The 25,790-nt window shown below is 75.0% G+C and carries 22 protein-coding genes; 10 read left to right on the top strand and 12 right to left on the bottom strand.

Annotated features, from left to right (window positions below):
- Positions 1–34: 34 nt before the first annotated feature.
- Entirely contained in the window at positions 35–1,033 is a 999-nt protein-coding gene (locus ACH443_RS01120) for a PIN-like domain-containing protein (protein WP_430589241.1), read from the bottom strand.
- A gap of 155 nt (positions 1,034–1,188) precedes the next feature.
- Between ACH443_RS01120 and recC the strand changes: the two genes are divergently transcribed.
- From recC to ACH443_RS01100, 4 genes are all read left to right on the top strand, one after another.
- Positions 1,189–4,602, top strand: coding sequence for an exodeoxyribonuclease V subunit gamma (recC, locus tag ACH443_RS01115; RefSeq protein WP_430589240.1), 3,414 nt, complete (start codon positions 1,189–1,191; stop codon positions 4,600–4,602).
- Positions 4,599–8,117, top strand: a complete 3,519-nt coding sequence (locus tag ACH443_RS01110) for a UvrD-helicase domain-containing protein (protein ID WP_430589239.1) — start codon at positions 4,599–4,601, stop codon at positions 8,115–8,117. The genes recC and ACH443_RS01110 overlap by 4 nt, the downstream gene beginning before the upstream one ends.
- Positions 8,114–10,060: an exodeoxyribonuclease V subunit alpha gene (recD, locus tag ACH443_RS01105; protein WP_430589238.1), complete on the top strand. Its 1,947-nt coding sequence runs from the start codon at positions 8,114–8,116 to the stop codon at positions 10,058–10,060. The genes ACH443_RS01110 and recD overlap by 4 nt, the downstream gene beginning before the upstream one ends.
- Positions 10,061–10,164: 104 nt before the next feature.
- Positions 10,165–11,238 carry an LLM class flavin-dependent oxidoreductase gene (locus tag ACH443_RS01100; protein WP_430589237.1) on the top strand — a complete coding sequence of 358 codons (1,074 nt, stop codon included), beginning with the start codon at positions 10,165–10,167 and terminating at the stop codon, positions 11,236–11,238.
- A gap of 10 nt (positions 11,239–11,248) precedes the next feature.
- Here ACH443_RS01100 and ACH443_RS01095 read toward each other — a convergent pair whose 3' ends face one another.
- The gene (locus tag ACH443_RS01095) at positions 11,249–12,052 is read right to left on the bottom strand and encodes a DNA polymerase beta superfamily protein (RefSeq protein WP_430589236.1); all 804 of its coding nucleotides are present in this window, start codon (positions 12,050–12,052) and stop codon (positions 11,249–11,251) included.
- Between the two features lie 132 nt (positions 12,053–12,184).
- Here ACH443_RS01095 and ACH443_RS01090 point away from each other — a divergent pair, with 132 nt between their 5' ends.
- Genes ACH443_RS01090 through ACH443_RS01080 form a run of 3 tightly spaced genes read left to right on the top strand, consistent with a single transcriptional unit; the run spans position 12,185 to position 14,320 of the window.
- The gene (locus ACH443_RS01090; protein WP_430589235.1) at positions 12,185–12,955 is read left to right on the top strand and encodes an MBL fold metallo-hydrolase; all 771 of its coding nucleotides are present in this window, start codon (positions 12,185–12,187) and stop codon (positions 12,953–12,955) included.
- A gap of 43 nt (positions 12,956–12,998) precedes the next feature.
- Positions 12,999–13,904: an LLM class flavin-dependent oxidoreductase gene (locus ACH443_RS01085; protein WP_430589234.1), complete on the top strand. Its 906-nt coding sequence runs from the start codon at positions 12,999–13,001 to the stop codon at positions 13,902–13,904.
- 29 nt (positions 13,905–13,933) lie between these two features.
- Positions 13,934–14,320, top strand: coding sequence for a GNAT family N-acetyltransferase (locus tag ACH443_RS01080; protein WP_430589233.1), 387 nt, complete (start codon positions 13,934–13,936; stop codon positions 14,318–14,320).
- Between the two features lie 51 nt (positions 14,321–14,371).
- Here the strand turns inward: ACH443_RS01080 and ACH443_RS01075 are convergent, their stop codons facing one another.
- From ACH443_RS01075 to purS, 3 genes are read right to left on the bottom strand one after another with little or no spacing between them, the layout of a single operon-like run.
- Positions 14,372–14,896 (bottom strand): GNAT family N-acetyltransferase, encoded by a 525-nt coding sequence (locus tag ACH443_RS01075; RefSeq protein WP_430589232.1) that lies wholly within the window; start codon positions 14,894–14,896, stop codon positions 14,372–14,374.
- A complete protein-coding gene (gene purQ, locus ACH443_RS01070) occupies positions 14,893–15,612 on the bottom strand; it encodes a phosphoribosylformylglycinamidine synthase subunit PurQ (protein ID WP_429766101.1) in 720 nt (239 codons plus the stop codon). The genes ACH443_RS01075 and purQ overlap by 4 nt, the downstream gene beginning before the upstream one ends.
- A complete protein-coding gene (gene purS / locus ACH443_RS01065) occupies positions 15,612–15,899 on the bottom strand; it encodes a phosphoribosylformylglycinamidine synthase subunit PurS (RefSeq protein ID WP_429766102.1) in 288 nt (95 codons plus the stop codon). The genes purQ and purS overlap by 1 nt, the downstream gene beginning before the upstream one ends.
- Positions 15,900–16,131: 232 nt before the next feature.
- On the opposite strand from purS, the gene ACH443_RS01060 reads away from it, so the two are divergent.
- Entirely contained in the window at positions 16,132–16,992 is an 861-nt protein-coding gene (locus tag ACH443_RS01060) for a septum formation family protein (RefSeq protein ID WP_430589231.1), read from the top strand.
- Between the two features lie 22 nt (positions 16,993–17,014).
- On the opposite strand, the gene ACH443_RS01055 is transcribed toward ACH443_RS01060, so the two are convergent.
- The 6 genes from ACH443_RS01055 to ACH443_RS01030 all read right to left on the bottom strand — a co-directional run bounded on the left by ACH443_RS01055 (position 17,015) and on the right by ACH443_RS01030 (position 22,412).
- A complete protein-coding gene (locus ACH443_RS01055; RefSeq protein WP_430556505.1) occupies positions 17,015–17,929 on the bottom strand; it encodes a phosphoribosylaminoimidazolesuccinocarboxamide synthase in 915 nt (304 codons plus the stop codon).
- A gap of 139 nt (positions 17,930–18,068) precedes the next feature.
- Positions 18,069–19,349 carry a phosphoribosylamine--glycine ligase gene (gene purD, locus ACH443_RS01050; protein ID WP_430589230.1) on the bottom strand — a complete coding sequence of 427 codons (1,281 nt, stop codon included), beginning with the start codon at positions 19,347–19,349 and terminating at the stop codon, positions 18,069–18,071.
- A gap of 80 nt (positions 19,350–19,429) precedes the next feature.
- Positions 19,430–19,894, bottom strand: coding sequence for a PPOX class F420-dependent oxidoreductase (locus ACH443_RS01045; RefSeq protein WP_430589229.1), 465 nt, complete (start codon positions 19,892–19,894; stop codon positions 19,430–19,432).
- A 19-nt stretch (positions 19,895–19,913) separates the two neighbouring features.
- A complete protein-coding gene (locus ACH443_RS01040) occupies positions 19,914–20,636 on the bottom strand; it encodes a transporter substrate-binding domain-containing protein (protein ID WP_430589228.1) in 723 nt (240 codons plus the stop codon).
- The gene (locus ACH443_RS01035; RefSeq protein ID WP_429766113.1) at positions 20,633–21,928 is read right to left on the bottom strand and encodes an adenylosuccinate synthase; all 1,296 of its coding nucleotides are present in this window, start codon (positions 21,926–21,928) and stop codon (positions 20,633–20,635) included. Before ACH443_RS01035 ends, ACH443_RS01040 begins: the two co-directional genes overlap by 4 nt.
- Before the next feature lie 121 nt (positions 21,929–22,049).
- Positions 22,050–22,412 carry an STAS domain-containing protein gene (locus ACH443_RS01030; RefSeq protein WP_429735554.1) on the bottom strand — a complete coding sequence of 121 codons (363 nt, stop codon included), beginning with the start codon at positions 22,410–22,412 and terminating at the stop codon, positions 22,050–22,052.
- Positions 22,413–22,498: 86 nt separating this feature from the next.
- Between ACH443_RS01030 and ACH443_RS01025 the strand changes: the two genes are divergently transcribed.
- The gene (locus ACH443_RS01025) at positions 22,499–22,948 is read left to right on the top strand and encodes a DUF3151 domain-containing protein (RefSeq protein WP_430589227.1); all 450 of its coding nucleotides are present in this window, start codon (positions 22,499–22,501) and stop codon (positions 22,946–22,948) included.
- A gap of 49 nt (positions 22,949–22,997) precedes the next feature.
- Here the strand turns inward: ACH443_RS01025 and ACH443_RS01020 are convergent, their stop codons facing one another.
- Positions 22,998–25,196: a SpoIIE family protein phosphatase gene (locus ACH443_RS01020; protein WP_430556383.1), complete on the bottom strand. Its 2,199-nt coding sequence runs from the start codon at positions 25,194–25,196 to the stop codon at positions 22,998–23,000.
- Between the two features lie 180 nt (positions 25,197–25,376).
- On the opposite strand from ACH443_RS01020, the gene ACH443_RS01015 reads away from it, so the two are divergent.
- Positions 25,377–25,730, top strand: coding sequence for an STAS domain-containing protein (locus ACH443_RS01015; RefSeq protein WP_429766118.1), 354 nt, complete (start codon positions 25,377–25,379; stop codon positions 25,728–25,730).
- The last annotated feature ends 60 nt before the right edge of the window (positions 25,731–25,790 follow it).

Raw genomic sequence — 25,790 nt, 5'->3', positions numbered from 1 at the left:
CCACCCCCGGCAGCGCCACGAATCGCAGCGCCCTTTAGAAGGGGGGCTCTGACCGCGAAATCTCCATGTATAGACTGTCATCGAGCACACTCGCGATTAGACCGGGCGAGGTCGGGCCGTCTTCGAACTCGCCCTCATACGGGTCCGTATTGGACATGTCAATCGACGTTCTATCAACCGGCGGATCACCTAATGCGCGGACCGCCCGGGCAAAGAACTCGTTGGCAGTTACTTGAAAATAGCGGCGCCCGGCGGTTTCGCGGCCGAACTCGGCAATCAGCGACGGATGCGCTGCCGTCGGATTCTCTCTCGACCCTTCAACCCACCAGTCCGACTTGAGGTCGTCCGTGACAAAGACTAGATCGACCTGACGCGACTTGGCACAACCAATCAGTTCCGACCAGATCAGGTAGTCGCCTGCCGCCTGAGCCTCGTCGCCTTTCGTGACATCGCGAAAGCCGGGTGGAATCCCCAAAGGGACTCGAATTTCAACAAATTCTCGAACCCGCTTGGCGATCTTCCTCGCGGAAGGAATCTCAGCAACGTGACCTTCAAATACGCTAACCAGGCCAGCAAGTACCGGATCTTCGGCGAGATCAACAATGTGCGGATCTTCGCGCTCAAGATTTTCGATCTGCCCAAGCAGATCGTGAATGCATTCCGTTATGACATTCCGCGCCTTGGAAACCGAGACAGGGTCTCTACTCTTGGACGTCGCCTTGTTGACTCTCCCGAACGCGGCTCCGACCTTTTTTAGCTCGGCTACCGCAGTCCGCAGAGCGGCATACTCTTTAGAGACACTCCTCGCGCTCTCCTTTCTTCGGCGATGAAACTCTTCCTTTACCTGAAAGGGGATGAACAATGAATCCCCGAGCATGCCAAGGAGTTCGACCCGCTTGCGCCGAGTCTTAGGATCGGCCTCATAGAAGTTGAGAAGCACGTTGGCATCGAACGCGACGACGCCACTCTGAATCCCCGCGACAACCTCGTCATCTGACGGCCGCCCCTGATGGTACCTGAACCCCTCAGCCACGGCCATACCCTATATCTGGTGATGCAGTTCTGGGCATCATCCAGGACACAATGCACGGCTGACGCTGTGGCCCGGGTACTTCGAGTATGGCTCCGGACTCGCATACGTGTGGACGGCGCGGCCCGCTGCGCATCGTTGCCCCGTAGTCTGTGGACGTGCTGCACGTCCACCGGTCCGAGCGCTCCGACGCGCTGGTCACTCCCCTCGCCGACGTGCTCGCCGTGCCGCCGGACGACCCGTTCGTCCCCGACGTCGTGGCCGTGCCCACGCGCGGCATCGAGCGGTGGCTGGCGCAGCGGCTGTCGCACCGGCTCGGGGTCCACGGAGGCTCGGGAGCGGGCATCTGCGCCAACGTGGACTTCTCCTCGCCGTCGCGTCTGGTCGCGTCCGCGGTCACGGCGGTGACCGGCGTCGAGCCCGACGACGACCCGTGGCGCCGCGTCCGGCTCGTGTGGCCGGTGCTGGAGACGATCGACGCGTCCCTCGACGAGGGCTGGGCGGCGCCGCTCGCGCGCTACGTCGGGGAGGACGGCGTCCGGCGCTCGCGCCGCGTCGCGCTCGCGCAGCGCGTGGCGGAGCTGTTCGCCGCGTACGCGCAGCAGCGGCCCGCCCTGCTCGCCGCCTGGCTCGACGGCCGTGACGACGACGGCGCCGGCGCGCCCGTCCCTGACGACCTCGCGTGGCAACCGCGGCTGTGGCGGCGGATACGCGAGCGGGTGGACGCGCCCGGGCCCGCGGAGGTGCTGACGGAGGCGGTCGGCGTGCTGCGCACCGACCCGGGCGCGGTCGACCTCCCCGCCCGGCTGTCCGTCTTCGGCCCCACCCGGCTGCCGGAGGACCAGCGGGAGGTGCTCGCCGCGCTCGCGCTGCACCGCGACGTCCACCTGTGGCTGCCGCACCCGTCACCCGCGCTGTGGCAGTCGGTCGAAGGCCTGGTCGCCGAGGGCGCCGTCGCCGGGGCGCGTCGTGACGACCTGCCCCCGGCCGCACGCCACGCCCTGCTGGCCTCGACCGCGCGCGACTCGGTCGAGCTGCAGCTCAGGCTCTCCGGCGCCCTCGACGCCGACGACGACGGAGCCCCCGAGGTCCATGTCTCCTCCCACCCGGCGCCGCCGCCCCCGGGGACGCTGCTGGGCGCGCTCCAGGCAGCCCTGCGCGCGGACGACCCCGACGCCGCGCCCGTGCAGGTCGCCCCCGACGACCGCAGCGTCCAGGTGCACGCCTGCCACGGCCGCGCGCGCCAGGTCGAGGTGCTGCGCGAGGTGCTCACCGGGCTGTTCGCCGCCGACCCCACGCTGGAGGCGCGCGACGTCATCGTCATGTGTCCCGACGTCGAGTCGTTCGCCCCGCTCGTGACGGCCACGTTCGGCGCCGCGCCCGACGGCGTCACCCAGGTGCACCCCGGCCAGCGGCTGCGGGTCAGCCTCGCCGACCGGGGGCCCGGCGTCATCAACCCCGTGCTCGGCGTGCTGGCGACCCTGCTGCGGCTGGCCGACGGGCGCGTCACGGCGTCGGAGGTGCTCGACCTCGCCACGACCGAGCCCGTGCGCCGCCGCTTCCGCCTCTCCGACGACGACCTCGACCGCTGGCGCGACTGGGCCGTCGAGGTCGGGGTGCGCTGGGGCGAGGACGGGTCCCGGCGGGAGCGTTTCGGCATCGACCCGCGGGTGCGGCAGGGCACCTGGGACGCGGCCCTGGACCGGGTGCTGCTGGGCGTCGCGATGGCCGAGGAGGACTCGCGGTTCGTGGGCCCGGCGCTGCCGCTCGACGACGTCGGTTCCACCGACGTGGACGTCGCGGGCCGGTTCGCCGAGCTGGTCTCCCGCCTGACCGGGCTGCTCGCCGACCTCGACGGCACCCACCCGCTGGAGCACTGGCTCGACACCCTGGACCGGGCCGTCACGCTGCTCGCGGACCCGGCGCCGGACGACGCATGGCAGTCGCTGCAGGCGCACCGCGTGCTCGGCGACGTGCGGGCCGCGGGCGCTGGCCGGGCCACCGCGGGCGACGGGCTGCGGCTGGAGGACGTGCGTGCCCTGCTCGCCGACCGGCTGGCCGGGCGCCCCACGCGCGCGGGCTTCCGCACCGGCGCGCTCACCGTGTGCTCGTTGGAGCCCATGCGTGCCGTCCCGCACCGCGTGGTGTGCCTGCTGGGCATGGAGGACGGCGCGTTCCCCCGGTCCGCGACGCCCGACGGCGACGACCTCCTCGCCCGCGACCCGCTGCTGGGCGAGCGCGACCGGCGCAGCGAGGACCGGCAGATCTTCCTCGACGCGCTCACCGCCGCGCGCGAGCACCTGGTGGTGCTGCACTCCGGCGCCGACGAGCGCACCGGCGCCGCCCGCCCGCCCGCCGTGCCCGTCGCCGAGCTGCTGGACGCTCTCGACCGGGTCGGCGAGGCGTCGGACGGCGGGTCGGTGCGGCGGCAGGTCGTGGTGCGGCACCCGCTGCAGGTGGTGGGCGAGCGCAACTTCGAGGCCGGCGCGCTCGGCGCCCCGGGCCCGTTCAGCTTCGACACGGCGGCGTTCCGGGGCGCGGAGGCCGGGCGCGGGGCGCGCGTCGAGCCGGGGCTGCTCGTGCCCGAGCCGCTCGCCCTCGAGGCCTCGCCCCCGGCGGAGGTGGACCTCGACGACCTCGTCGCGATGCTCGAGCACCCGGTCCGGTGGTTCCTGCGGACCACGCTCGACGTGCGCGTGGCGCAGGACGAGGACGAGGTCGACGACCGCCTGCCCCTGACGATGGCGCCGCTCGCGGCGTGGGGCGCGGGCGACCGCATCCTCACGGCCGTGCTCGGGGGCACCGACCCCGGCCGGGCGTTCCAGGCGGAGTGGCGGCGCGGCCAGGCCCCGCCGCGCGAGCTGGGCCGCACCGCGCTGCGCGACGTCGTCGAGCGGGTGCAGCCGGTGGAGACGATGGCGCGGCAGGTCCGCGCCGACCAGGCGGCACGCGCCGTCGACGTGTCCGCCGCGCTCCCCTCGGGCGTCCTCGTCACCGGCACCGTCCCCGGCGTGCACGGCGGCCGCGTCGTGCGCGCGGAGTACTCGAAGCTCGGCCCGAAGCACCGGCTCCGCGCCTGGGTCCAGACCCTCGCGCTCGCGGCGTCGGGCGGCGACGGCGGGCTGCCCGAGGGGCAGCGGTGGCACGCGGGGACGGTCGGGCGCGCACCGGGCCGCGGCGCGAAGGCGGCGTGGAGCCTGATCCAGTCGCCCGACCCGGCCGACGCCGCCCGGCTGCTCGACGACCTGGTCGCGCTGCGTGCCGAGGCGACCCGCGCTCCGCTCCCCCTGCCGCCGGACGCGTCGCACGCGTACGCCGTCTCCCGCGGCGGCGGCACGGGCGACCCCGGCCAGGCGACCAGCGAGGCCCGCTTCACCTGGAACGGCGGCTTCGAGAAGTCCGACGCCTACCACCTGATGGTCTGGGGGGACGGGGCGTCGTTCGACGCGATCGCCGGCGTGCCGGACGAGGACGACCGGCGCCGGTTCCCCGACGAGCCCTGGCGGCTGGGCGCGCTCGCCCGGCGGGTGTGGGACCCGTTGCTGGCGCACGAGCAGAAGGGCACCTCATGACGGCGGGGACGGGCTTCGGCACCGACGCGACCGGGGGTCTGGCGGGAGTCCCCGAGCGCCCGGTCTTCGACGTGTGCGGGCCGCTGCCGGACGGCACCACGGTGCTCGAGGCGAGCGCCGGCACCGGCAAGACGTTCACGATCGCGGCGCTCGCCACGCGGTTCGTCGCCGAGGGCCGCGCCGAGCTGCGCGAGCTCATGCTCGTGACGTTCGGCCGGGCCGCGACGTCGGAGCTGCGCGACCGCGTCCGCGAGCGGCTCGTGAGCGCCGAGCGGGCGCTGCGCGGATCCGACCCGGCGACCAGCGACGACCCGGTCGTGGCGCTGCTCGCCGACGTCGACGCGGCCGAGCTGGACCGCCGCCGCGCCCGCCTCGCGGCCGCGCTGTCGCAGCTCGACGCCGCGACGATCACGACGACGCACGGCTTCTGCCAGCAGATGCTCACGTCGCTCGGCATCGCGGCCGACGTGGACCCCGCGGCGACGTTCGTGGCCGACGTCGCCGACCTCGTGCGCGAGGTGTCCGACGACCTGTACGTGCGCCTCTTCTCCGACGAGGCGCACCCCGCGCTCACCCCGTCGATGGCCGCCGACCTGGGCCGCGCCGCCGTGAGCGACCACCAGGCCGTCGTCGAGCCCGCAGAACCGGGCGGGGGCGCACCCTCCTCCCCGGGCGCGCTGCGCCGGGCCGTGGCCCAGGAGACCCGCGACGAGACGCTGCGCCGCAAGCGGGCGCAGCACCTCCTGGACTACGACGACCTCCTGGTCATGCTGCGCGACGCGCTCGCCGACCCGGTGCACGGCCCGGTCGCGGCCGAGCGCGTGCGCTCGCGCTTCCGCGTGGTGATGGTCGACGAGTTCCAGGACACCGACCCCGTGCAGTGGGAGATCCTCCGCACCGCGTTCCACGGGCACCGCACCCTGGTGCTCATCGGCGACCCCAAGCAGGCGATCTACGCCTTCCGCGGCGCCGACGTCGTCGCCTACCTCGACGCGCAGCAGGACGCGACCGCCGTCGCCACGCTCGGCACCAGCTGGCGCAGCGACGAACCGCTCCTGCGTGCCCTCGACACCCTGCTGGGCGGGGCGGCGCTGGGCGACGAGCGGATCGTCGTGCGGCCGGTGGACGCCGCGCACCGCGGGTCGCGCTTCGACGGCGGCGCACCTCTGCGGCTGCGGCAGGTGACGCGTGCCGCGCTCGGGATGTCGCCGGGCGAGACGCCGCCGGTCGGTCCGCCGCGCCAGCTCGTCGCCGCGGACGTCGCGGCCGACATCGCCGCACGCCTGGGCCGCGACCGGCTGGTGGACCGGGACACCGGGGCCGAGGACGGCGCGTGGCGTCCGCTCGAGCCGCGCGACGTCGCGGTGCTGACCCGCACGAACGCGCAGGCCGAGGCGGTCCGGTCCGAGCTGACGAAGCGCGGCGTGCCGGCCGTCGTCTCGGGGCTGTCGAGCGTGTTCGCGACGCCGTCCGCGCGCGACTGGCTCACCCTGCTCGCCGCGCTGGAGCAGCCGGGCGCCCACGGGCGGGCCGCCGCCCTGGCGCTGACGCCGTTCGTCGGCTGGGACGCCGAGCGGCTCGCGACCGCGGACGACGCCGCGCACGACGCGCTCGCCGACACGGTGCGGCGCTGGTCGCGGCTGCTGTGGTCGCGGGGGGTCGCCGCGCTGCAGGAGGCGGTGACCCGCGACGGCCTGGCGGAGCGGCTCATGCGCACCAGCACCGGCGAGCGCCACCTCACCGACCTGCGGCACGTGGGCGAGGTGCTGCACGCCGCGGCGGTCACGGAGGGCCTGGGTGCCTCGGCGCTCACGGCGTGGCTGCGGCGGCGCATCCGCGAGGCCGCCCAGGACTACGACGAGGAGCGCAGCCGCCGCCTGGAGACGGACGCGGCAGCGGTGCAGGTCGTCACCGTGCACGCCAGCAAGGGCCTGGAGTTCGGCGTCGTGTACGTGCCGTTCGCCTGGGACCGGTTCGAGCCGCGCCAGCCCGACGTGCTGCGGTTCCACGCCGGCGACGGGCGCCGCATCCTGCACGTGGGCGGCCCCGGCTCGTTCGGGTACGACGCCGCCCTGGAACGCCACCGCCGGGAGGAGGGCGGCGAGGACCTGCGCCTGCTGTACGTGGCGCTGACCCGCGCCCGGCACCAAGTGGTGGCGCACTGGGCGCCGTCGAAGGCGAACTCCGCGAAGGCGGGCCTGACCCGCGTCGTGCTGGGGGACCGCACGCTCGGCGGCGAGCCCGCGCCGCACGCGCCCCAGCAGGCCATGCGCGACGACGCCGTCCGGGCGTCGCTCGGGACGCTCGCCCAGGGCTCCGGCGGCACGATCGCCGTCGAGGAGGTGCCGGGCACGCCGTCCGCCGAGCGCTGGCGGCCGCCCGCCCAGGACGAGCCTGCGCTGGATGTCGCGCACCTCGACCGGGTGCCGGACCCGACGTGGCGGCGCGCGTCGTACTCCGCGCTCACCGCCGGGGCGCACGCCGGTCGCCCGGGCGGACTGACGCCAACGCCGGGCACGGCCGAGCCCGCCCCGGGCGGTGTCGAGTCCGAGCCGGAGGGCGGTGGCCTGCAGGACGAGCCGGCCGAGGCCGCACCGACCGCGGTCCGGCCGGGCGGTCCGGCCGACGCCCCGACCGGCGACGTGCCCGGCGCCGACCTGCCGTCCCCGATGTCGGGGCTGCCGGCCGGGACGGGATTCGGCACCCTCGTGCACGAGGTGCTGGAGTACGCGGACACCGCGGCCCCCGACCTCGACGCCGAGCTGCTCGCCCGGTGCGCCGCCGCCGCGACGACGCGGGTGCCGGGTACCGACCCGGCCGAGCTCGCCGCCGCGCTGGGCGTCGTCGCGCGCACCCCGCTCGGGCCGCTCGCGGGCGGTCGCACGCTCGCGGACGTCGTCCCTCGCGACCGTCTCGCCGAGCTGGAGTTCGAGCTCCCGCTCGCCGGCGGCGACACGGGCGCCGGCGGGCCCGGCCTCGAGGGCGCCACCCTGGCCGGGATCGCCGCGCTGCTGGGCCGCTACCTCGGCGACGACGACGCGTTCGCCGCCTATCCCGCCGCGCTGGCCGAGCTCGCGGCCGCAGACCCCACCGCCCGCCCCCTGCGCGGCTACCTCACCGGGTCGATCGACGCGGTGCTGCGGGCGCCCGGGGAGGACGGCGAACCGCGCTTCCTCGTCGTCGACTACAAGACGAACCGCCTCGGCGCGTTCGACGCCCCGCTCACGGCGCACGACTACCGGCCCGAGGCCACGGTCGACGCGATGCTGCACGCCCACTACCCGCTGCAGCTCGTGCTCTACCTCGTGGCGCTGCACCGCTACCTGGCGTGGCGGCTGCCGGGCTACGACCCGGACGTCCACCTCGGCGGCGGGCTCTACCTGTTCGTGCGCGGCATGTGCGGGCCGGGCACCCCCACCGGGCCCGACGGCGCCCCGTACGGCGTCGTGTCGTGGGTGCCGCCGCGCGGGCTGGTGCCGGCGCTGTCCGCGCTGCTCGACGGAGGCGACGCATGACCGACACCACCACGTTCCCGGGCGGACCGGTCACGACCTCCGGCGACGTCCGCTTCGCCGCCGCGGCGCCTGAGCTGCTGCGGGAGTTCAACGCGGCCGGCCTCGTGGCCGCGACGGACGTGCACGTCGCGACGCGGCTCGGGCGGCTGACGGGCGAGGACGACGCGACGGTGCTGCTCGCCGTCGCGCTCGCCGTCCGGGCGCTGCGCGGCGGGTCCGTCTGCGTGCGGCTCGACGACCCGGACGAGCTCGCCACCCTCGCGCTGCCCGAGGACGCCGACCGGGGCGACGCCGCCGACAGCCCCGGCGCGGCCGCTCCACCCCCGTGGCCGGAGCACGCGGCGTGGGTCCGAGCCATCGAGGCCAGCCCCCTGGTGGCCGTCGGCGCGGGCGGCCCCGAGGACCGGCCCGCGCGCTGGGTGGGCGGCCGGCTGTACCTCGACCGGTACTGGCGGGACGAGCTCACGGTGCGGCGGCTGGTCGACGCCCGGCTGCAGGCAGCTCCCCTGGTGCCCGCGGGCGCGGGCCGGCTGGAGGCGGCGCTCGCGCGACTGTTCCCGGAGGCGGGTGATGTGCGGCAGCGGCTCGCCGCCGCGCACGCCGCCGGCCGCAGGCTCACGGTGCTCACCGGCGGTCCGGGCACGGGCAAGACGACGACGGTGGCGAGGCTGCTGGCCGTGCTGCAGGACGTCGCCGGCGAGCCCGCCCTGCGGGTCGCGCTCGCCGCCCCGACGGGCAAGGCGGCCGCCCGGCTGCAGGAGGCGGTCCGCGACGTCGTCGGCGCCCTGCCGCCTGAGGACCGCGAGCGCACCGGCCGGCCCGAGGCCACGACCGTCCACCGCCTGCTCGGCTACCGCAGCGCCACCCGGTTCCGGCACCACGCCGGGCACCACCTGCCGCACGACGTCGTCGTGGTCGACGAGACGTCGATGGTGCCGCTGTCCCTCATGGCGCGGCTGCTGGAGGCGCTGCGCCCGGACGCGCGGCTCGTCCTCGTCGGCGACCCGGACCAGCTCGCGTCGGTCGAGGCGGGGGCCGTGCTCGGCGACCTCGTCGCGCGGCCGGCGGTCGTCGAGGACCTGGCCGAGCACGTCACCACCACCCGGGCCGTGGTGGAGCCCGTCGAGGACGAGACCCTCGCCAACGGCGTCGTCCGGCTCGTGACCGTGCACCGCCAGGACGAGGACTCCGCGATCCTGCCCCTGGCGGCCGCCATCCGGGACGGCGACGCCGACGCGGTGCTCGACGTCCTGCGCGCCGGCACGGGCGGCGTCGAGCTCGTCGAGGCGGACACCGAGCGCCTCGACGAGTCCGCCGTGGAGGGCCTGCACGAGGACGCGATCGACGCCGGCCGACGGCTCGTGGCCGCGGCGCGGGCCGGCGACGCGGCGCGCGCGCTGGAGGCGCTGGGCGCGCACCGGGTCATGGTGGCGCACCGGCGCGGGCCGGTCGGCGTCGCTCGCTGGGCGGCGCAGGTCGAGGCCTGGGTCGAGGAGGCGACGGCGGACGGCACCCTGCCGCCGACGGTCCCCGGCTCGCCGTGGGTCGTCGGCCGCCCGCTGCTCGTCACGACCAACGACGCCGACGTCGGCCTCTACAACGGCGACACCGGCGTGCTCGTCGCCGAGGGCGACCCGGCCGACGGGGCGGTGGTCGCGGCGTTCGGCGACCCGCGTGCCCCGCTGCGCGTGCGCACCCACCGGCTGCCGCCCGTCGAGACGGTGCACGCCATGACCGTGCACCGCGCGCAGGGCAGCCAGTTCCGCCGCGTCTCCCTGGTGCTGCCGCCGCCCACGTCGCCGCTGCTCACCCGCGAGCTGCTGTACACGGCGGTCACCCGCGCCCAGGAGTTCGTGCGCGTCGTCGGCACCGCCGACGCCGTGCGCGCGGCGGTCGCGCACCCCGTCCGCCGCGCGAGCGGGCTGCGCGACCCCCTCCCCTGACGTGGTGGGCGCTCCTGTGGCGCTGTTCGCCCCACGGATAGCGCTGAACGAGCGCCCACCACGTCACGGAATAGGGCCCCGGGTCGCGCGGGTTGTCCCAGGCGATGAACGCCGACGCCCCCGCCCCCGCGCCCACGTCCCCCCGACTGTCCGTCCTGGACCTGGTCCCGGTCCGCACGGGCCAGTCCAGCCCGCAGGCGCTGGCCGCCTCGCTCGCGCTGGTGCGCCGGGCGGACGAGCTGGGCTTCGAGCGGTACTGGTTCGCCGAGCACCACAACATGCCCGCGGTGGCGGCGTCGACGCCGCCGGTGATGATCGCGGCGGCCGCCGCCGTCACGGAGCGCATCCGCGTCGGCTCGGGCGGGGTCATGCTGCCCAACCACGCTCCGCTCGTCGTGGCGGAGCAGTTCGCCGCGCTCGAGGCGCTGGCACCCGGACGGGTGGACCTCGGCCTCGGCCGCGCACCCGGCTCCGACCCGGTGGTCACCGCGCTGCTGCGCCAGTCCGGCCCGACGTCCGACGTCGAGCGGTTCCCGCAGCACGTGCGCGACATCCTCTCCCTCATGAGCCCCGACGGCGCGGCCCTGCGCCTCGGCGACGGCAACCTCTACGACGTGCACGCCACCCCCGCCGCCGACGGCACGCCGACGGTGTGGTTGCTCGGCTCCAGCGACTATTCCGCCCGCCTCGCCGCCGAGCTCGGCCTGCCGTACGTGTTCGCGAACCACTTCTCGGGCGCGGGCGTCGACCAGGTGCTCGCGCTCTACCGCGACGGCTACCGCCCCAGCCCCGCCCACCCGGAGCCGCAGACGTTCCTCACGGCGAACGTCGTCGTCGCGCCCACCGCCGTCGAGGCGCACGAGCGCGCCCTGCCGCAGCTCCGGTCGATGGCCCGGCTGCGCACCGGCAAGCCGATGGGCCGCGCGGAGACCGTCGAGCAGGCCGCCGCCGAGCCGCTCGACCCCATGGCGGAGCAGATCGTCGCCGACATGCGCGCCCGTTGGGTCGTCGGCGAGCCCCACCAGGCCGCCGCCCAGCTCCGCGACCTCGCCGCCCGGCACGGCGTGGACGAGGTCATGGTCGTGCCCGTGGCCGGCTCCTACGAGTCCGAGCCGCTGGACGCCACGCCCGGCCGCGTCCGCACCCTCGAGCTGCTGGCCGAGGCGCTCGCCGTCTGACGCCCGCGCGTCAGACGGCGGCCGCCGCGAGCTCCGCCTCGGCCCGGAACAGCGCGTCGGCCCGCGCCCGCGCCTCGGTCGTGTCCCGCACCGGCCCCGGCTCGTCGAACGCGGCCGCGCGGTCGAGCTCGGCGTCCACGAACCGCTCGAGCACGGCGGGCGGCGTCGCCGCGCCGAGCTCACGGGTCACCGCCTTGAGCGCGACCACGTCAGTCACGGCCGCGCGGACGTTGGCCGGCAGCGAGCTCTCGGCGACGAGCGTCGGCAGGTCCATCGGTGGGGTGACCGCGCCCGGGTGGTCCGCCAGCCACCGCAGCGCGACCGCCGGGCGCAGCGCGTACAGGAACTTCTTCAGCGAGGGACCGAGGAGCCGCTGCTGCCGCGCGACGTGCAGGTAGTGGCGCCCCACCGCCCCGCGGTCCACGACGTCGTCGGCGAGCGCCAGCAGCCGGTCCCGGAAGCCGGGGTCGCCGCGGTAGACGATCGGCGAGCGCAGCCACTCGACCGTGGTGACGTTGCCCTTCACCAGCAACCGCACGGCCTTGGCGAGGTCCCACCCGTTGACGTCGAAGACTTCGTCCAGGGGCGTCTCGATCACGTCGCGCCCGGGCCAGAGGGACAGGTACCGGTCCGCGGGGTGCACGTACAGGAACCGGAAGTCGTAGTCGCTGTCCGGGGACGGGAAGCCCCAGGCCCGGCTGCCCGACTCGATCGCCCACCGGACGCTGACCCCGGACGACGCCTCGACGCCCAGGAGGCGCGTGTCGATCTCCGCGACGACGGCGGGGTCCAGGGTGGCGGGGACGGCTCGCATCGCGCGACCGTAGCCGGACGACGGGCGTCGCGTCGCGGGAATTCCGGCGGTCTGCGGCGCCCGGTGACTCGACTACCGTGGACGCGCCGGGTCGGGCACCGACCACCACCGACGCACGAGAGCGAGACGCGCATGCCCCACGTCACCGTCGTCCGCGCGGACAACCCCGGCCCGATGACGCTCGACGGCACGCGCTCGTATGTGCTGCGAGCACCGGGCTCGACGTCGTGCGTGGTCGTGGACCCGGGCCCCGACGACGAGCGGCACCTCGCCACCCTGGCCGAGGCGGGCCCGGTGGACCTGGTGCTGGTCACGCACCGGCACGCCGACCACACGGCCGGCTCGGCGCGCCTGCGCGCGCTGACCGGCGCCCCGGTGCGGGCCGCCGACCCGGGGCACTGCCACGGCGGGGAGCCGCTGCGCGGCGGCGAGACGATCGACGCGGCCGGGCTCCGGGTCGACGTCCTCGCGACGCCGGGGCACACCGCCGACTCCGTGTCGTTCGTCGTGGCGGCGCCGGGCCCGTCCGGGACGAGCGAGCCCGTGGTGCTCACGGGCGACACGGTGCTCGGGCAGGGCACCACGGTGATCGCCGAGCCGGACGGGTCCCTGCGGGACTACCTCGCCAGCCTGGACGCGCTGGAACGGGTGGGCGACGGCCGGGTCGGCCTGCCGGGGCACGGACCCGGGATCGAGGACCTTGGCGACGCCGTGCGGGTCTACCGGCGTCACCGCCTGGAGCGGCTGGACCAGGTGCGGGCCGCGCTCGCGACGCTCGGCCCGACGGCGGACGCCGACGCGGTCGTGGCGCACGTCTACGCCGAGGTGGACCCGTCGGTGCGCCGCGCGGCGCGGCAGTCCGTCGTCGCCCAGCTCGCGTACCTGCGCGACGAGCCCGCCTGACCTGACGCGGGCGGGTGTCGGTGTCCCGCGGCACGATGGCGTGATGACGGTCACCCCAGTCCCGGAAGCCCGCCCCGCCGTCCGCCTCGGTGTCGCCTTCGTCCCCACGATGGAACCGGAGTCGCTGCGCTCCCTCGCGACCGCCGTCGAGGCCGCCGACCTCGACGACCTGTGGGTGTGGGAGGACTGCTTCAAGCAGAGCGGCATCGCGTCGGCCGCCGCCGCGCTCGCCTGGACCGAGCGGGTGCGCGTCGGGATCGGGCTCATGCCGGCCCCGCTGCGCAGCACCGCGGTGACGGCGATGGAGATCGCCACCGTCGCGCGGATGTTCCCCGGCCGGTTCGTGCCCGCGGTGGGGCACGGGGTGCAGGAGTGGATGGGCCAGTCCGGCGTGCGGGTGGACTCCCCGCTGACCCTTCTGCGCGAGCACACCGCGGCGCTGCACAGCCTCCTTGCCGGCGAGGAGGTGACGACGTCGGGACGCTACGTCCGGCTCGACTCCGTCCGCCTGGCGTGGCCGGCACCCGACGTTCCGATCGTGGTGGGCGGCGTGGGCCCGCGCTCCCTGGCTCTCGCAGGCGAGCTGGGCGACGGCCTGATCCTCGCGAACGCGCTCACGCCCGACGACGTACGCGCCGCCGCCGAGACCGCCGGGGCTGCGGCGCAGCAGGCCGGTCGGCCCGCTCCGAACGTGTACGCCACGCTCATCGCCGCCACGGGCGACGGCGCGCAGCAGCGGCTCGACGCCGAGCTCCCGCTGTGGGGTGCGGAGCCCGGGCGCGGCATCGGCGCGGCCGGCGACGCACGCACCATCGCCGACGCCGTGCTCCGCCTGGCGGCCGCCGGCGCCTCCGCGGTCGCGGTGCAGCCGACCGCCGACGAGCCCGACCTCGCCGGGTTCGTCGAGCTGCTCGGCCGCGAGGTGCGGCCCCTGCTCGACCAGGCATGACCCACCCGAGGACGACCGAGGAGCAGACCATGGACTGGAAGATCGAGCTCATCCACGTGCCCGTGAGCGACGTGGACCGGGCGAAGGAGTTCTACGAGCGCGTCGGCTTCCACGCCGACCACGACCAGCAGGTGAACGACGACCTGCGGTTCGTCCAGATGACGCCGCCGGGCTCAGCATGCTCCATCGCGTTCGGCACGGGGCTGGGCGGCACGCTGCAGCCGGGTCAGCTGGACGCGATCCAGGTGGTGGTGCCCGACGCGGACGAGGCGCTGGCGCACCTGCGGGGCGTCGGCGTCGAGGCCGACGGCGTGGACGACCAGCCCTGGGGCCGGTTCGTCACGTTCGCCGACCCGGACGGCAACTCCTGGACGCTGCAGCAGCTGCCCGCCTGGTCCGCGGGCGCCGCTGGTTGAGCCTGTCGACACCCGAACCGTGGTCTCGACAGGCTCGACCGACGGGAGAGGTCAGAGCCGCTTGCCGTAGCAGCGCTGCTGCTCGAACCCGGCGTGGTCGCCGAAGGACTCGATCGGCTCGTAGCCGATGGCCTCGTACAGCGCGATCGCCTCGGGCTGGGCGGTGCCGGTCTCGAGCACGAACCGGCGGAAGCCGACCTGACGGGCGGCGCGCTCCAGCTCGGCCATCAGCCGCCGCGCGACGCCGCGCCCGCGGGCGTCGCCGTCCACGTACAGGCGCTTGACCTCGCCGGTCGCGGCCGGGTGCGCCGTGCCGCGGCCGCGCCGGTCGTCCGTGCCGGAGACGTCGCGCACCGCGGCGGTGCCGACGGGGCGGCCGTCCAGCCGGGCGACGAGCGTGACGACGATCGACCGCGGGTCGATCGTCGGCGCTTCGTCCTCTCCGCCGTACCGCACGGCCATCTCGGCCTCCTGCGCGGCGCGCAGCCCCGCGGCAGCGGGGTCGTCCCACGCCACGGCGTCGACCGTCAGGCCCTCGGGCCCGACGGTCGACGGGAGGACCGTGGTGGCGGTCATGCCGAGACGAGCGAGGCCAGCACCGACGTGAAGAAGCCGAGGCCGTCCGTGCCGGAGCGCGGGCCGGCCTCGCCGTCCGGACCGAACCCGGCCTCGACGGCGTGCTCCGGGTGCGGCATGAGGCCGACCACGTTGCCGCGCTCGTTGGTGATGCCCGCGATGTCACGACGCGAGCCGTTCGGGTTCCAGCCCTGGTAGCGGAACACGACGCGGCCCTCGCCCTCGAGCTCGTCGAGGGTGCGGTCGTCGGCCACGAACTGGCCGTCCTGGTTCTTCAGCGGGATGGTGATGTGCTGACCGGGTCGGTACTGGTTGGTCCAGGCCGTCGACGTGTTCTCGACCGACAGCACCTGCTCGCGGCACACGAAGTGCAGGTGGTCGTTCTTCACCATCGAACCGGGCAGCAGGTGCGCCTCGGTCAGCACCTGGAAGCCGTTGCAGATACCGAGCACCGGCATGCCGCCCTTGGCGGCGTCCACCACGGCGTCCATGGCGGGCGCGAAGCGCGAGATGGCGCCGGCGCGCAGGTAGTCGCCGTACGAGAACCCGCCGGGCAGGACGACGGCGTCGACACCCTGGAGGTCGCCGTCGGCGTGCCACAGCGACACGGGCTCCCCGCCCGCGAGCCGCACCGCGCGGAAGGCGTCCCGGTCGTCGAGCGTGCCGGGGAAGGTGATGACGCCGATCCGCGCGGAGGCGAGGGTGGCGGCCGACATCAGGCCACGCCCTCGGACGTGATCGTCCCAGCGGCGTCCGTCGCGGCGTCCGCCACGCGCACGACGTCCTCGATGACGGGGTTGGACAGCAGCGTCTCGGCGGCCTGCTGGGCGGCGGCGAGCACCTCGGGCGTGACGTCGCCGTCCACCTCGAGCTCGAACCGCTTGCCCTGGCGCACCCCGCTGAACTGGGTGAAGCCGAGGCGGGGCAGTGCCCCCACGACGGCCTTGCCCTGGGGGTCCAGGATCTCGGGCTTGGGCATGACCTCGACGACGACGCGTCCCACGGGTGCTCCTTGGATCGTGACCGGTAGCTGGCCGGGTGGTCCAGCGGCCGCCGCTCCGGGATCCCGGCACGGGCGGCGCCGCGGAGGCGCGCGCGTGGGGGCGGGAGCACGACGGCGGGATTCCGCGACGAGTCTACCGCCCGCGCGCTAGCCTTCTGACGCCGCGGGGCGCAGCCGGACGACGGCGCCGTCGATGCCGCGTCATCCACCATCGCACCGACCCCGAGGAAGCATGTCCGCACCCACCCCTCCGCCCTCCGGCGGCACGCCCGACCCGTACGCCACGCCCGACGCCGGCGCGACGCCCTCGCCGGAGCCCGCCCCGACCGAGCCGCCGGCGCCGTACGCCCAGCCCGGCTCGCCCGCCCCGGGGTCGCCGTACGACCAGCAGGGCCCGTACGGCGGCCGGCCGACCCCGTACGCGCAGCCCGCGCCCTACGGCGCGCCGTCCCCGTACGGGCAGCCCGCGCCGGGGACGGACGGGCTCTCGATCGCCGCGCTGATCACCGGCATCCTCGGCATCAGCCCCGTCGCGCTGGGCCTCGGCATCGCGGGGATGCGGCGCACCCGGCGTACGGGACAGAGCGGCCGTGGCCTGGCGATCGCCGGCGTCGTGCTCGGCGCGCTCGGGATCCTCGGCTGGCTCCTGGTCGTCGGGCTGGTCGTCCTGGCGGCGACGAACGACGAGCTCCAGGAGGGGTTCAGCCAGGGCTTCGAGGAGTCGTACGCCGACCGCACCGGGGCGAACCTGAACCTGGGCGACTGCTTCGAGCTGCCGGCCGACGCCACCGACCTCACCGGCATCGTCGCGGTCGACTGCACGTCGCCGCACGGGGCGGAGCTGGTGGGCGTCGACGAGCTGACGGACGCCGAGTACCCGGGCGAGGACTCCGTCGTCGCCACCACCGAGGACTTCTGCTTCGAGGAGTTCGCCGACTACGTCGGCACGGACTACGACGCGTCCGGCCTCGACATGATGTACCTCTACCCCACCGAGGCGTCGTGGACGTTCGGCGACCGGCGCCTCATGTGCTGGGCGCAGAACCCGGACGACTCGCCGCTGGAGGCCAGCGTCCAGGGCTCCGGCCTCTGACCCGCCGACCCGCGGGGGCGCCTCAGCGCAGGGGCGCCCCCGTGAGCCGCTCGTACGCCTCGAGGTAGCGGTCGCGGGTGCGCTCGACGACCTCGGACGGCAGCACGGGCGGCGGCACGTCGGACGCGCGGTCCCAGCCGGAGGCGGGGGACGTCAGCCAGTCGCGCACGATCTGCTTGTCGAAGCTCGGCTGCGAGCGCCCCGGCTCCCACTCGTCGGCGGGCCAGAACCGCGACGAGTCGGGCGTGAGCACCTCGTCGCCGAGCACGGTCGCCCCGGTCGCAGGGTCGACGCCGAACTCCAGCTTGGTGTCCGCGAGGATCACGCCGCGCTCGCGCGCGATCTCCTCGGCGCGGGCGTAGACGGCGAGCGTGAGGTCCCGCAGGCGCGTGGCGGCGTCGTCGCCGATCCGGCGGGCCACCTCCTCGAACGGCACGTTCTCGTCGTGCTCCCCCACCTCGGCCTTGGTTGCGGGGGTGAAGATCGGCTCCGGCAGGCGCGAGCCGTCGACCAGGCCGGCCGGCAGCGGGATGCCCGTGACCTCGCCGGACGCGCGGTACTCGGCCAGGCCGGAGCCGGTGAGGTAGCCGCGCGCGACGCACTCGACGGGGAACATCTCGAGCCGGCGGCAGATCATCGCGCGGCCGGCGACGACGTCGGGCACGAGGCCGTCGCCCGGCTCGGCGCTCGCCTCGGTGGACACGACGTGGTTGTCCACGACGTCCGCGAGCTGCTCGAACCACCACAGGCTGAGCTGCGTGAGCACCACGCCCTTGTCCGGGATGCCGGGGGTGAGCACGTGGTCGTGCGCCGAGAGGCGGTCGGACGCGACGACGAGGACGACGTCGCCCAGCGGGTGCACGCCGCCCAGCGCCGGCAGGTCCGGCTCGTACAGGTCGCGGACCTTGCCGGAGTAGACGTGCCGCCACCCCGGCAGGTCGAGCGGTCCCCCGGCGAAGGCGTCGTTCTGGTCGGCACCGGGCTGGTCGACATCGTGCGTCTCGGTCACGACGCACAGTCTCTCACCGCGCCGCGGGGCGGCGTCGAGCGTCTCGCACGACGTCGGGAGGCAGCCGTCAGGGGACGGCGACCTCGCCGCGCTCGGCCTTCAGCGCGATGTCGCTGCGGTGGTGGGAGCCGTCCAGCGCGATCTTCTCGACCCCGGCGTAGGACGCCGCCCGGGCGGCCGCGAGGTCCGCGCCCCGGCCGACGACGGACAGCACGCGTCCCCCGGCGGACACCAGCGCGCCGTCGACGACGGCGGTGCCGGCGTGCAGCACGTGCACGTCGGCCAGCGCCTCGGCGTCGGCGATGCCAGTGATCGGGTCGCCCTTGCGCGGCGACTCGGGGTAGCCCTGGGAGGCGACGACGACGTTCACCACGGCCTCGTCCGACCAGCGCAGCGGCTCGATGCCGTCGAGGCGGCCGGTGGCGGCGGCGAGCAGCACGCCCGACAGCGGGGTGCGCAGCCGCGCGAGCACGGCCTGGATCTCCGGGTCGCCGAAGCGGGCGTTGAACTCCACCACGCGGGTGCCGCGGGAGGTCAGCGCCAGCCCCACGTAGAGGACGCCGGAGAACGGGGTGCCGCGGCGGGCCATCTCGTCCACGGTGGGCTGCGCGATCCGGTCGACCACCTCGGCCACGAGGCCCGACGGCGCCCAGTCGAGCGGCGTGTACGCGCCCATGCCGCCCGTGTTGGGGCCGGCGTCGTCGTCGCCCACCCGCTTGAAGTCCTGCGCGGGGACCATCGGCACGACCGTGGCGCCGTCGCACAGGCAGAACAGCGAGACCTCCGGGCCGTCGAGGTACTCCTCGACCACCACGGTGCCGTCGTCGCCGCGGGCCTGGAGCGCCTCGCGGGCGTGCGCGAGGGCGGCGTCCCGGTCCGACGTCACGACGACGCCCTTGCCGGCGGCGAGCCCGTCGTCCTTGACGACGTAGGGGGCGCCGAAGGCGTCGAGCGCGTCGGCGACCTGCTCGACGGTGGTGCACACGTGCGCCATCGCGGTGGGCACGTTCGCGGCGGCCATGACGTCCTTCGCGAACGCCTTCGACCCCTCGAGCCGGGCCGCCTCGGCCGACGGCCCGAAGACGGGGATCCCGGCCTCGCGGACCGCGTCGGCCACCCCGGCCACGAGGGGAGCCTCGGGCCCGACGACGACCAGGTCGACGCCGAGCGTCCGGGCGAGGGCGGCGACGGCCCGGCCGTCGTTCGCGTCCACCGGGTGCAGCTCGGCCTGCGCGGACATGCCGGGGTTGCCCGGCGCGGCGTGCAGCTCGTGCGCGGTCTCCTCCGACGCGAGGGCGTGGACGATGGCGTGCTCGCGGGCGCCGGTCCCGACGACAAGGATCTTCACGGGCGACCATGCTAACGACCCCCGCGACGGGGGTGCCGTGGCGTCCGCGGACGCCGTGCCCGCGAGCCGCGCCGGGCCGCTCAGGGCTGCGGCAGGCGGGCCATCCCGTAGACGCGGTCGACGCGCAGGCGCAGCACCTGGCGACGGTCTGCCACCATCGCCTGCCGGAACTCCTCCCAGTCGGGATGCTCCTGGCGGGCGGCGACGCGGAACGTCTCGACGAGCTCGTCTGCGGCGGCGTCGTGGGCGTCGGTCGCCACGTCGCTCAGCTCCGCCGTGCCGTCGAGGACGGCGTAGCTCCAGAAGTCCGGGGCGCTCACGTGCAGCGCGACGCGGGGGTCGCGCGCGGCGTTGCGGGTCTTGGCGCGGTCCGCGGTCACGGACACGCGCGCCGTCCGCGTCTCCTCGTCCCACGCGTAGAGCACGTTGGACAGCTGGGGGCGGCCCGCGCGCCGCAGGGTCGTGAGGACACCCTTGTTGCCGTCCGCCACCAGGGCGAGCAGGGCGCGCTGGTCGTCCGTCTCGGTCGTTCCCGACGTCGTCATGCCGGGACAACCCGCCAGGTCAGGCCGTTGTTCCCCCGGGCACGGTGGCGTCCTGCCCCGACCGGGCGAGCGACTCCGCGACGAAGCCGTCGGCGGTCAGCTCGGCGACGACGTCGCGCAGCCACGCGACGGCGACGGGGTCGCGGTCGCGGCCGGTGGCGACGGCCTGCCGGATCTCGGTGAACCGCGGCTCGACCACGCGCAGCCCGGGGTGCTCGGCGACGTACCGGGTCAGCGGCTGCCGGATGCCGGCCGCCACCTCCAGGCCGTGCTCCTCGAAGGCGACGGTGCCGTCGGCCCCGCGCACCACCTCCGCGCGCCGGAGCGTGCGCGTGAGGTACAGGTCGTACGCCGAGCCCTGCTTCACCCCGACGCGCACGCCCGGTCGGTCGACGTCCTCGGCCGCGCGGACGCGCGAGTCCTCCGGCACGGCGAACACGCCCTCGATCAGCACGTACGGCGCGGTGAACGCGACCTGCTCGGCGCGCTCCGGCTCCACGGCGAGGAAGCCGACGTCGGCCCGGCCGTCGGCGACCGCCGCGAACGAGTGCCGCGCCGCGTCGACGCACTCCAGCACTCCCTCGACGCCGAGGCGCCGGGCCAGCTCGCGGGCGAGGTCGACGGTCACCCCGGACGGGTGCTGGCGCGTGCCCTGCGCCAGCACCGGGTTGCCGAGGTTGACGACCGCGCGCAGCACGCCCGTGGGGGCGAGCGCGTCGACGACCTGGCCCGTCGCCGTCATGCCCGGGCGTGGATCAGGTCGTGCACCGGGATGATCTCGTCACGCCGCGGGCCGACGCCCACCGCGGAGATGCGGCAGCCGGACAGCTCCTCCAGCCGGGCGAGGTACGCCTGCGCGTTGGCCGGCAGGTCCTCGATGGTGCGGGCGTGCGAGATGTCCTCCCACCAGCCCGGCATCTCCTCGTAGATCGGCTTCGCGTGGTGGAACGCGGACTGGTCGTCGGGCATCTCGTCGTAGCGGGTGCCGTCCACGTCGTAGGCCACGCAGACCGGCACCTTCTCCAGGCCCGTGAGCACGTCCAGCTTCGTCACCACGAGGTCGGTGAGGCCGTTGATGCGCGACGCGTAGCGCGCGATGACGGAGTCGTACCAGCCGCAGCGGCGCGCGCGGCCGGTCGTGACGCCGTACTCGCCGCCGGTCTTGAGCAGGTACTCGCCCATGTCGTCGAACAGCTCGGTGGGGAACGGGCCCTCGCCGACGCGCGTCGTGTACGCCTTGATGACGCCGATGACGGAGTCCACGCGGGTGGGCCCGATGCCCGAGCCGGTCACCGCGCCGCCGGCGGTCGCGCTCGACGACGTGACGAACGGGTAGGTGCCGTGGTCGATGTCGAGCATGGTGGCCTGGCCGGCCTCGAACAGCACGTTCTTGCCCGCGTCGAGCGCCTGGTTGAGCACCAGCGGCGTGTTCGCGACCATCGGCTTGAGACGCTCGGCGTGCGCCAGCAACTCGTCGACGGTCTCGTCGATCTCCACGGCGCGGCGGTTGTAGACCTTCACCAGCAGGTGGTTCTTCTGGTCGAGGGAGCCCTCGACCTTCTCCCGCAGGATCTTGGGGTCGAACAGGTCGCCGATGCGGATGCCGACCCGGTTGATCTTGTCCGCGTACGCCGGCCCGATGCCGCGGCCCGTGGTGCCGATGCGGCGCTTGCCGAGGAAGCGCTCGGTGACCTTGTCGAGCGTGCGGTGGTAGCCGGCGATGACGTGCGCCTGGCTCGAGACCAGCAGGCGGGAGACGTCCACGCCCCGCGCGATGAGGTCGTCCAGCTCCTCGAACAGCACGTCGATGTCGACCACCACGCCGTTGCCGATGACGGGGACGACGCCGGGCGACAGGATGCCGGAGGGCAGCAGGTGCAGGGCGTACTTCTCGTCGCCGATGACGACGGTGTGCCCCGCGTTGTTGCCGCCGTTGAACTTCACGACGTAGTCGACCCGGGACCCGAGCAGGTCCGTGGCCTTCCCCTTGCCCTCATCGCCCCACTGGGCACCGACGAGCACCACGGCTGGCATGAAATCTCCTCGCGTCGACGAGGCCCGGCGTGTTCACCCACGTCACCTGAGGAGGCGGGCCTCCTGGTCCGGGCCGCGCCCGAGTTTACCCGCCCGTGACCTGCCCGTCGGTCCGGCGCGCTCAGCCGGCCGGGTGGTGCGTCGCGGGGGTGGACGGCGCGGGCGCCGACTCGCAGCGGTGGTCGCGGTCGATGCGGAACAGGTCGAGGGCCCCGCACACCTCCAGCACGAACAGGTCGCGCTCGTCCGCGCCGCGCAGCACGGTGGCACCGCCGCGCTTGCGCCCGGCGTCCGCGAGGGAGATGAGGAAGGCGGCCCCAGTCGAGTCCATGAACGTGACGCGGCACATGTCGATCACCAGCAGCTGGCGCCGCAGCCCGACCACCCGGGTGGCGATCTCCGGGAACTGGTCACGTTCCGCGAGGTCGAGGTCACCGGCGATCACGAGCGTCGTCGTCGTCGAAGACGTCGCGATCTCGATCATGGAGCGAGCGTACCCGCGACCGGCCCCGCGCGGCGCCCGAGGCGTCGATCTGTGGAGCGGGCGGGAGTCGGGCCAGAATGGGCGTCATGACCTCCCCTGTGGACGACCTGCTCGCCGGCCCGCCCCCGACCCGCCTGCCCGACGACCACCCCGAGGTGCGCGACGGCCTGGACGCCGGGGAGGACCCGGCCCGGCTGGCCGCCGACCACCCCGCGTCGTCCCTCGCCTGGGCCGTGCTCGCCGAGGCCACGCTCGACGCCGCGGGCGACGCGCCCACCGCCGCCCGGTCCGTGACGGCGTACGCGTACGCGCGCACCGGCTACCACCGCGGCCTCGACGCTCTGCGTCGAGCGGGCTGGCGCGGCCAGGGCCCGATCCCCGCCGACCACGAGCCCAACCAGGGGTTCCTGCGCGCGCTCGCCGCGCTGTCCGAGGCGGCCGCGCAGATCGGCGAGGCCGACGAGGCGGAGCGCTGCGCGCAGTTCCTGCGCGACTCCGGCACCTCGCCGGAAGAGGTCCGCGCGCTCGTGGGTTGAGCTGTTCGAGACACGCACGGTCTCGAACAGGCTCGACCGACGGACCAGGTCAGCCGGGCGCGACGGCGTTCGCGTGCAGCTTGGCCCACACGAGCTTGCCGGAGCCGGCGGGCCGCCAGCCCCAGTCGGCGAGCCGCTCGACGATCTGCATCCCGAACCCGCCCACGCGGTTGGGGTGGCCGTCGGTGGTGACGGGCGGCGCGGGGTTGGAGTCCTCCACCTCGATCCGCAGCCCGTCGCCGGTGTCGAAGAGGCGCAGCGCGATGTTGCCCCAGCCGTGCAGCACGCCGTTGGCGACGAGCTCGGAGACGACCAGCTCCGCCGACGCGGACTCCGGCAGGCCCCAGGCCTGGCAGGTGCGCAGCACGGCGTGCCGGGCCCGGCCGATGGACGCCGGCTCGCTGGGCAGCAGCCACCGCCGCGACCGCGGGCTGAGCGGCTGGACCTGCGCGTCGGCGACCGGGTCGGGCACGCGCACGACGACGAGCGCGACGTCGTCCTCGGGCGCGTCGGCGAGCCGGGACAGCAGCTCCTCCCCCACCCCGGCGGCGTCGCGGGCGGTGATGCGGCCCGACGTCTCGACGAGGGCGTCGAGCCCGACCTTGAGCGACCGGTCGCGGCGCTCGATCAGGCCGTCGGTGTAGAAGAGGAGCACGTCGCCGCGGCGCAGCTCGGCCTGCCCGGTGGTGCGCGGCTTCGACCCGAAGCCGACCAGGGAGCCGGCGCCGCCCGCGAGCTGGGTGACCTTGCCGTCGCGCAGCAGCAGGGGCGGCAGGTGGCCGGCGCGCGTGTACTGCACGGTCCACGCGTCGCCGTCCTGCTGGTGCTTGAGGGTGGCGTAGACCATCGATGCCGACCGCGGGATGCGCATCCCCGTGACGAGCTGGTCCACCCGGTCCACGACGATCCCGGGCGTGGCGAGCTCGAACGCGTACGACCGCACCACGGACCGCAGCTGCCCCATGGCCGCCGCGGCCTCGACGTCGTGCCCGACGACGTCGCCGACCACCAGCCCGACGGTGCCCTCGTTGATCTGCAGCACGTCGTACCAGTCGCCGCCCACCTGGGCGTGCTCGGCGTTGGGCGCGTAGTAGGTCCACACGTCGAGCCCGGACACGTCGGCCTGCTCGGGCAGCATGGCGCGCTGCAGCGCCTCGGCGAGCCGGTGCTCGCGCGCGTACAGGCGCGCGTTGTCGATGGCGGTGCCCGCCCGGCGCGCCACCACCTCGATCACGGTGTGCACGTGCTGCGGCTCGCCCGGACCGGGCCGGACCTCCTCGGTGACCGTGCCGTCGGGCGCCACCCCCACGCCGTGCCAGGTGGCGAGCAACCCCAGCACGCGGCGGCGCCCCGCCACCGCGTGCACGACGACGGCGCGCGGCAGCGCCCCGGTCTCCTCGACCACGCGACGCAGCAGGTCGCGGCGCAGCCACCCGGAGGCGGAGTGCGCCGGGAAGCCCGCCCCCAGACGGAGCATCACCGGTCCCTCGACGACCCCCTCGAGCAGGTCCTGCACCTCGTCCCGCACCGGCTCGCGGGCCTCGCCGTCGGCGGGCGGGTCCGGCCGTTCCCCGGAGGCGTCGTCGGGCAGCTCGGGCACGTACCGGGCGTGCCGGCGACCGCGGCCGCTCGGCGGCGACGCGACGTCCACGCCGTCGGCGAAGACGAGCCCGTCGTCGTTGACGTAGAAGCCGGCCCAGGGGACGAGCGCGCGCAGCAGGTCGGCGATGTCGCGCAGCGCGTACGGGTACTCGAGGTCGCCGAGCAGCTCCGTGGTCTGGGCGATGAGGTCGAGGTCCGCGCGCTCGCGGCGCTCCACCTCGAGGGAGGCGAGCTGGTTGGCCTGCCGCTCGACGTGCGTCGACACGTCCGTGGCGGTGCCGAACCAGTGCTCGGCCGGCCCCCGTCCGCCCGGCACCGGCGACATCGTGATCTGCCACCAGGTGGCGCGGCCGTCCACGAGCCGCCCGCTCACCATGCGGGTGGTGGGCCGCCCGGCGCGCAGGTCGCCCTGGCTGCGCTCGCGCTCCGCGTCGTCGTCCACGAGCTCCAGGAGCGGGTGCCTGCCCAGGACGGCGAGGTCGTTGACGCCGATCCCGGACTCCCGTGCGAAGGCGTCGTTGATCCACAGGACGGGCATCCCGTCCTCCCAGGCGCCGGTGACGAACGCGGGGATGACGGCGGCCGCGATCGCCCCGTCGAGAAATCCGTCCGGGAGGGGCGGCACAGGACCGGATGATTCGGTCATAATGCCTCCACTGCCGAGATTCCCCGCCCTGGTTGGTGTTCTTGCTGGTCATTCAACCGTAGATTGGTGTCCGCCGAGACTCGAGGTGAACGCCCCGCGCGTGGAAGGAGCACCGTGCACGACGGATCGAACACGACCCCCCGTGATCTGCGGCGTGCGGACGTGAGGGAGGCAGACGCGGTGCCTGAGCTGGGAGACCCCGCGAGCGTGCACGTCATCGTGGGCGCGTCGCGCGCCCGTGTCGTGCTGTCCGGCGAGATCGACGCCGACATCGGAGCCGAGCTGGGCGAGGCCATCTCCGACGCCGAGGGCTCCGGCCTCCCCGTCGAGATCGACGCCCATCACGTCACCTTCATGGATTCCTCGGGTGTGGCGTTCCTCGCACGCCTCGCGTCGCGCAGCCCGCACCGTGTCCGGGTGCTGCGCGCCCCGCCCACCGTCCGGTTCCTCCTCGAGGTCACGCGGATCGGCGAGCTGCTGGAGATCGTCGACGTCGACCCCGGCTTCGACCTGGAGTCCCCGACCGCGAGATAGAGAAGCTCCTCGCCGAGATAGAGAAGCCCGGGCGATGCCGCAAGATTGCGGCATCGCCCG

The organism is Isoptericola sp. NPDC019571 (assembly GCF_044389385.1).
GTDB lineage: Bacteria > Actinomycetota > Actinomycetes > Actinomycetales > Cellulomonadaceae > Isoptericola > Isoptericola nanjingensis.
This window is presented reverse-complemented; position numbering and strand designations above follow the sequence as displayed.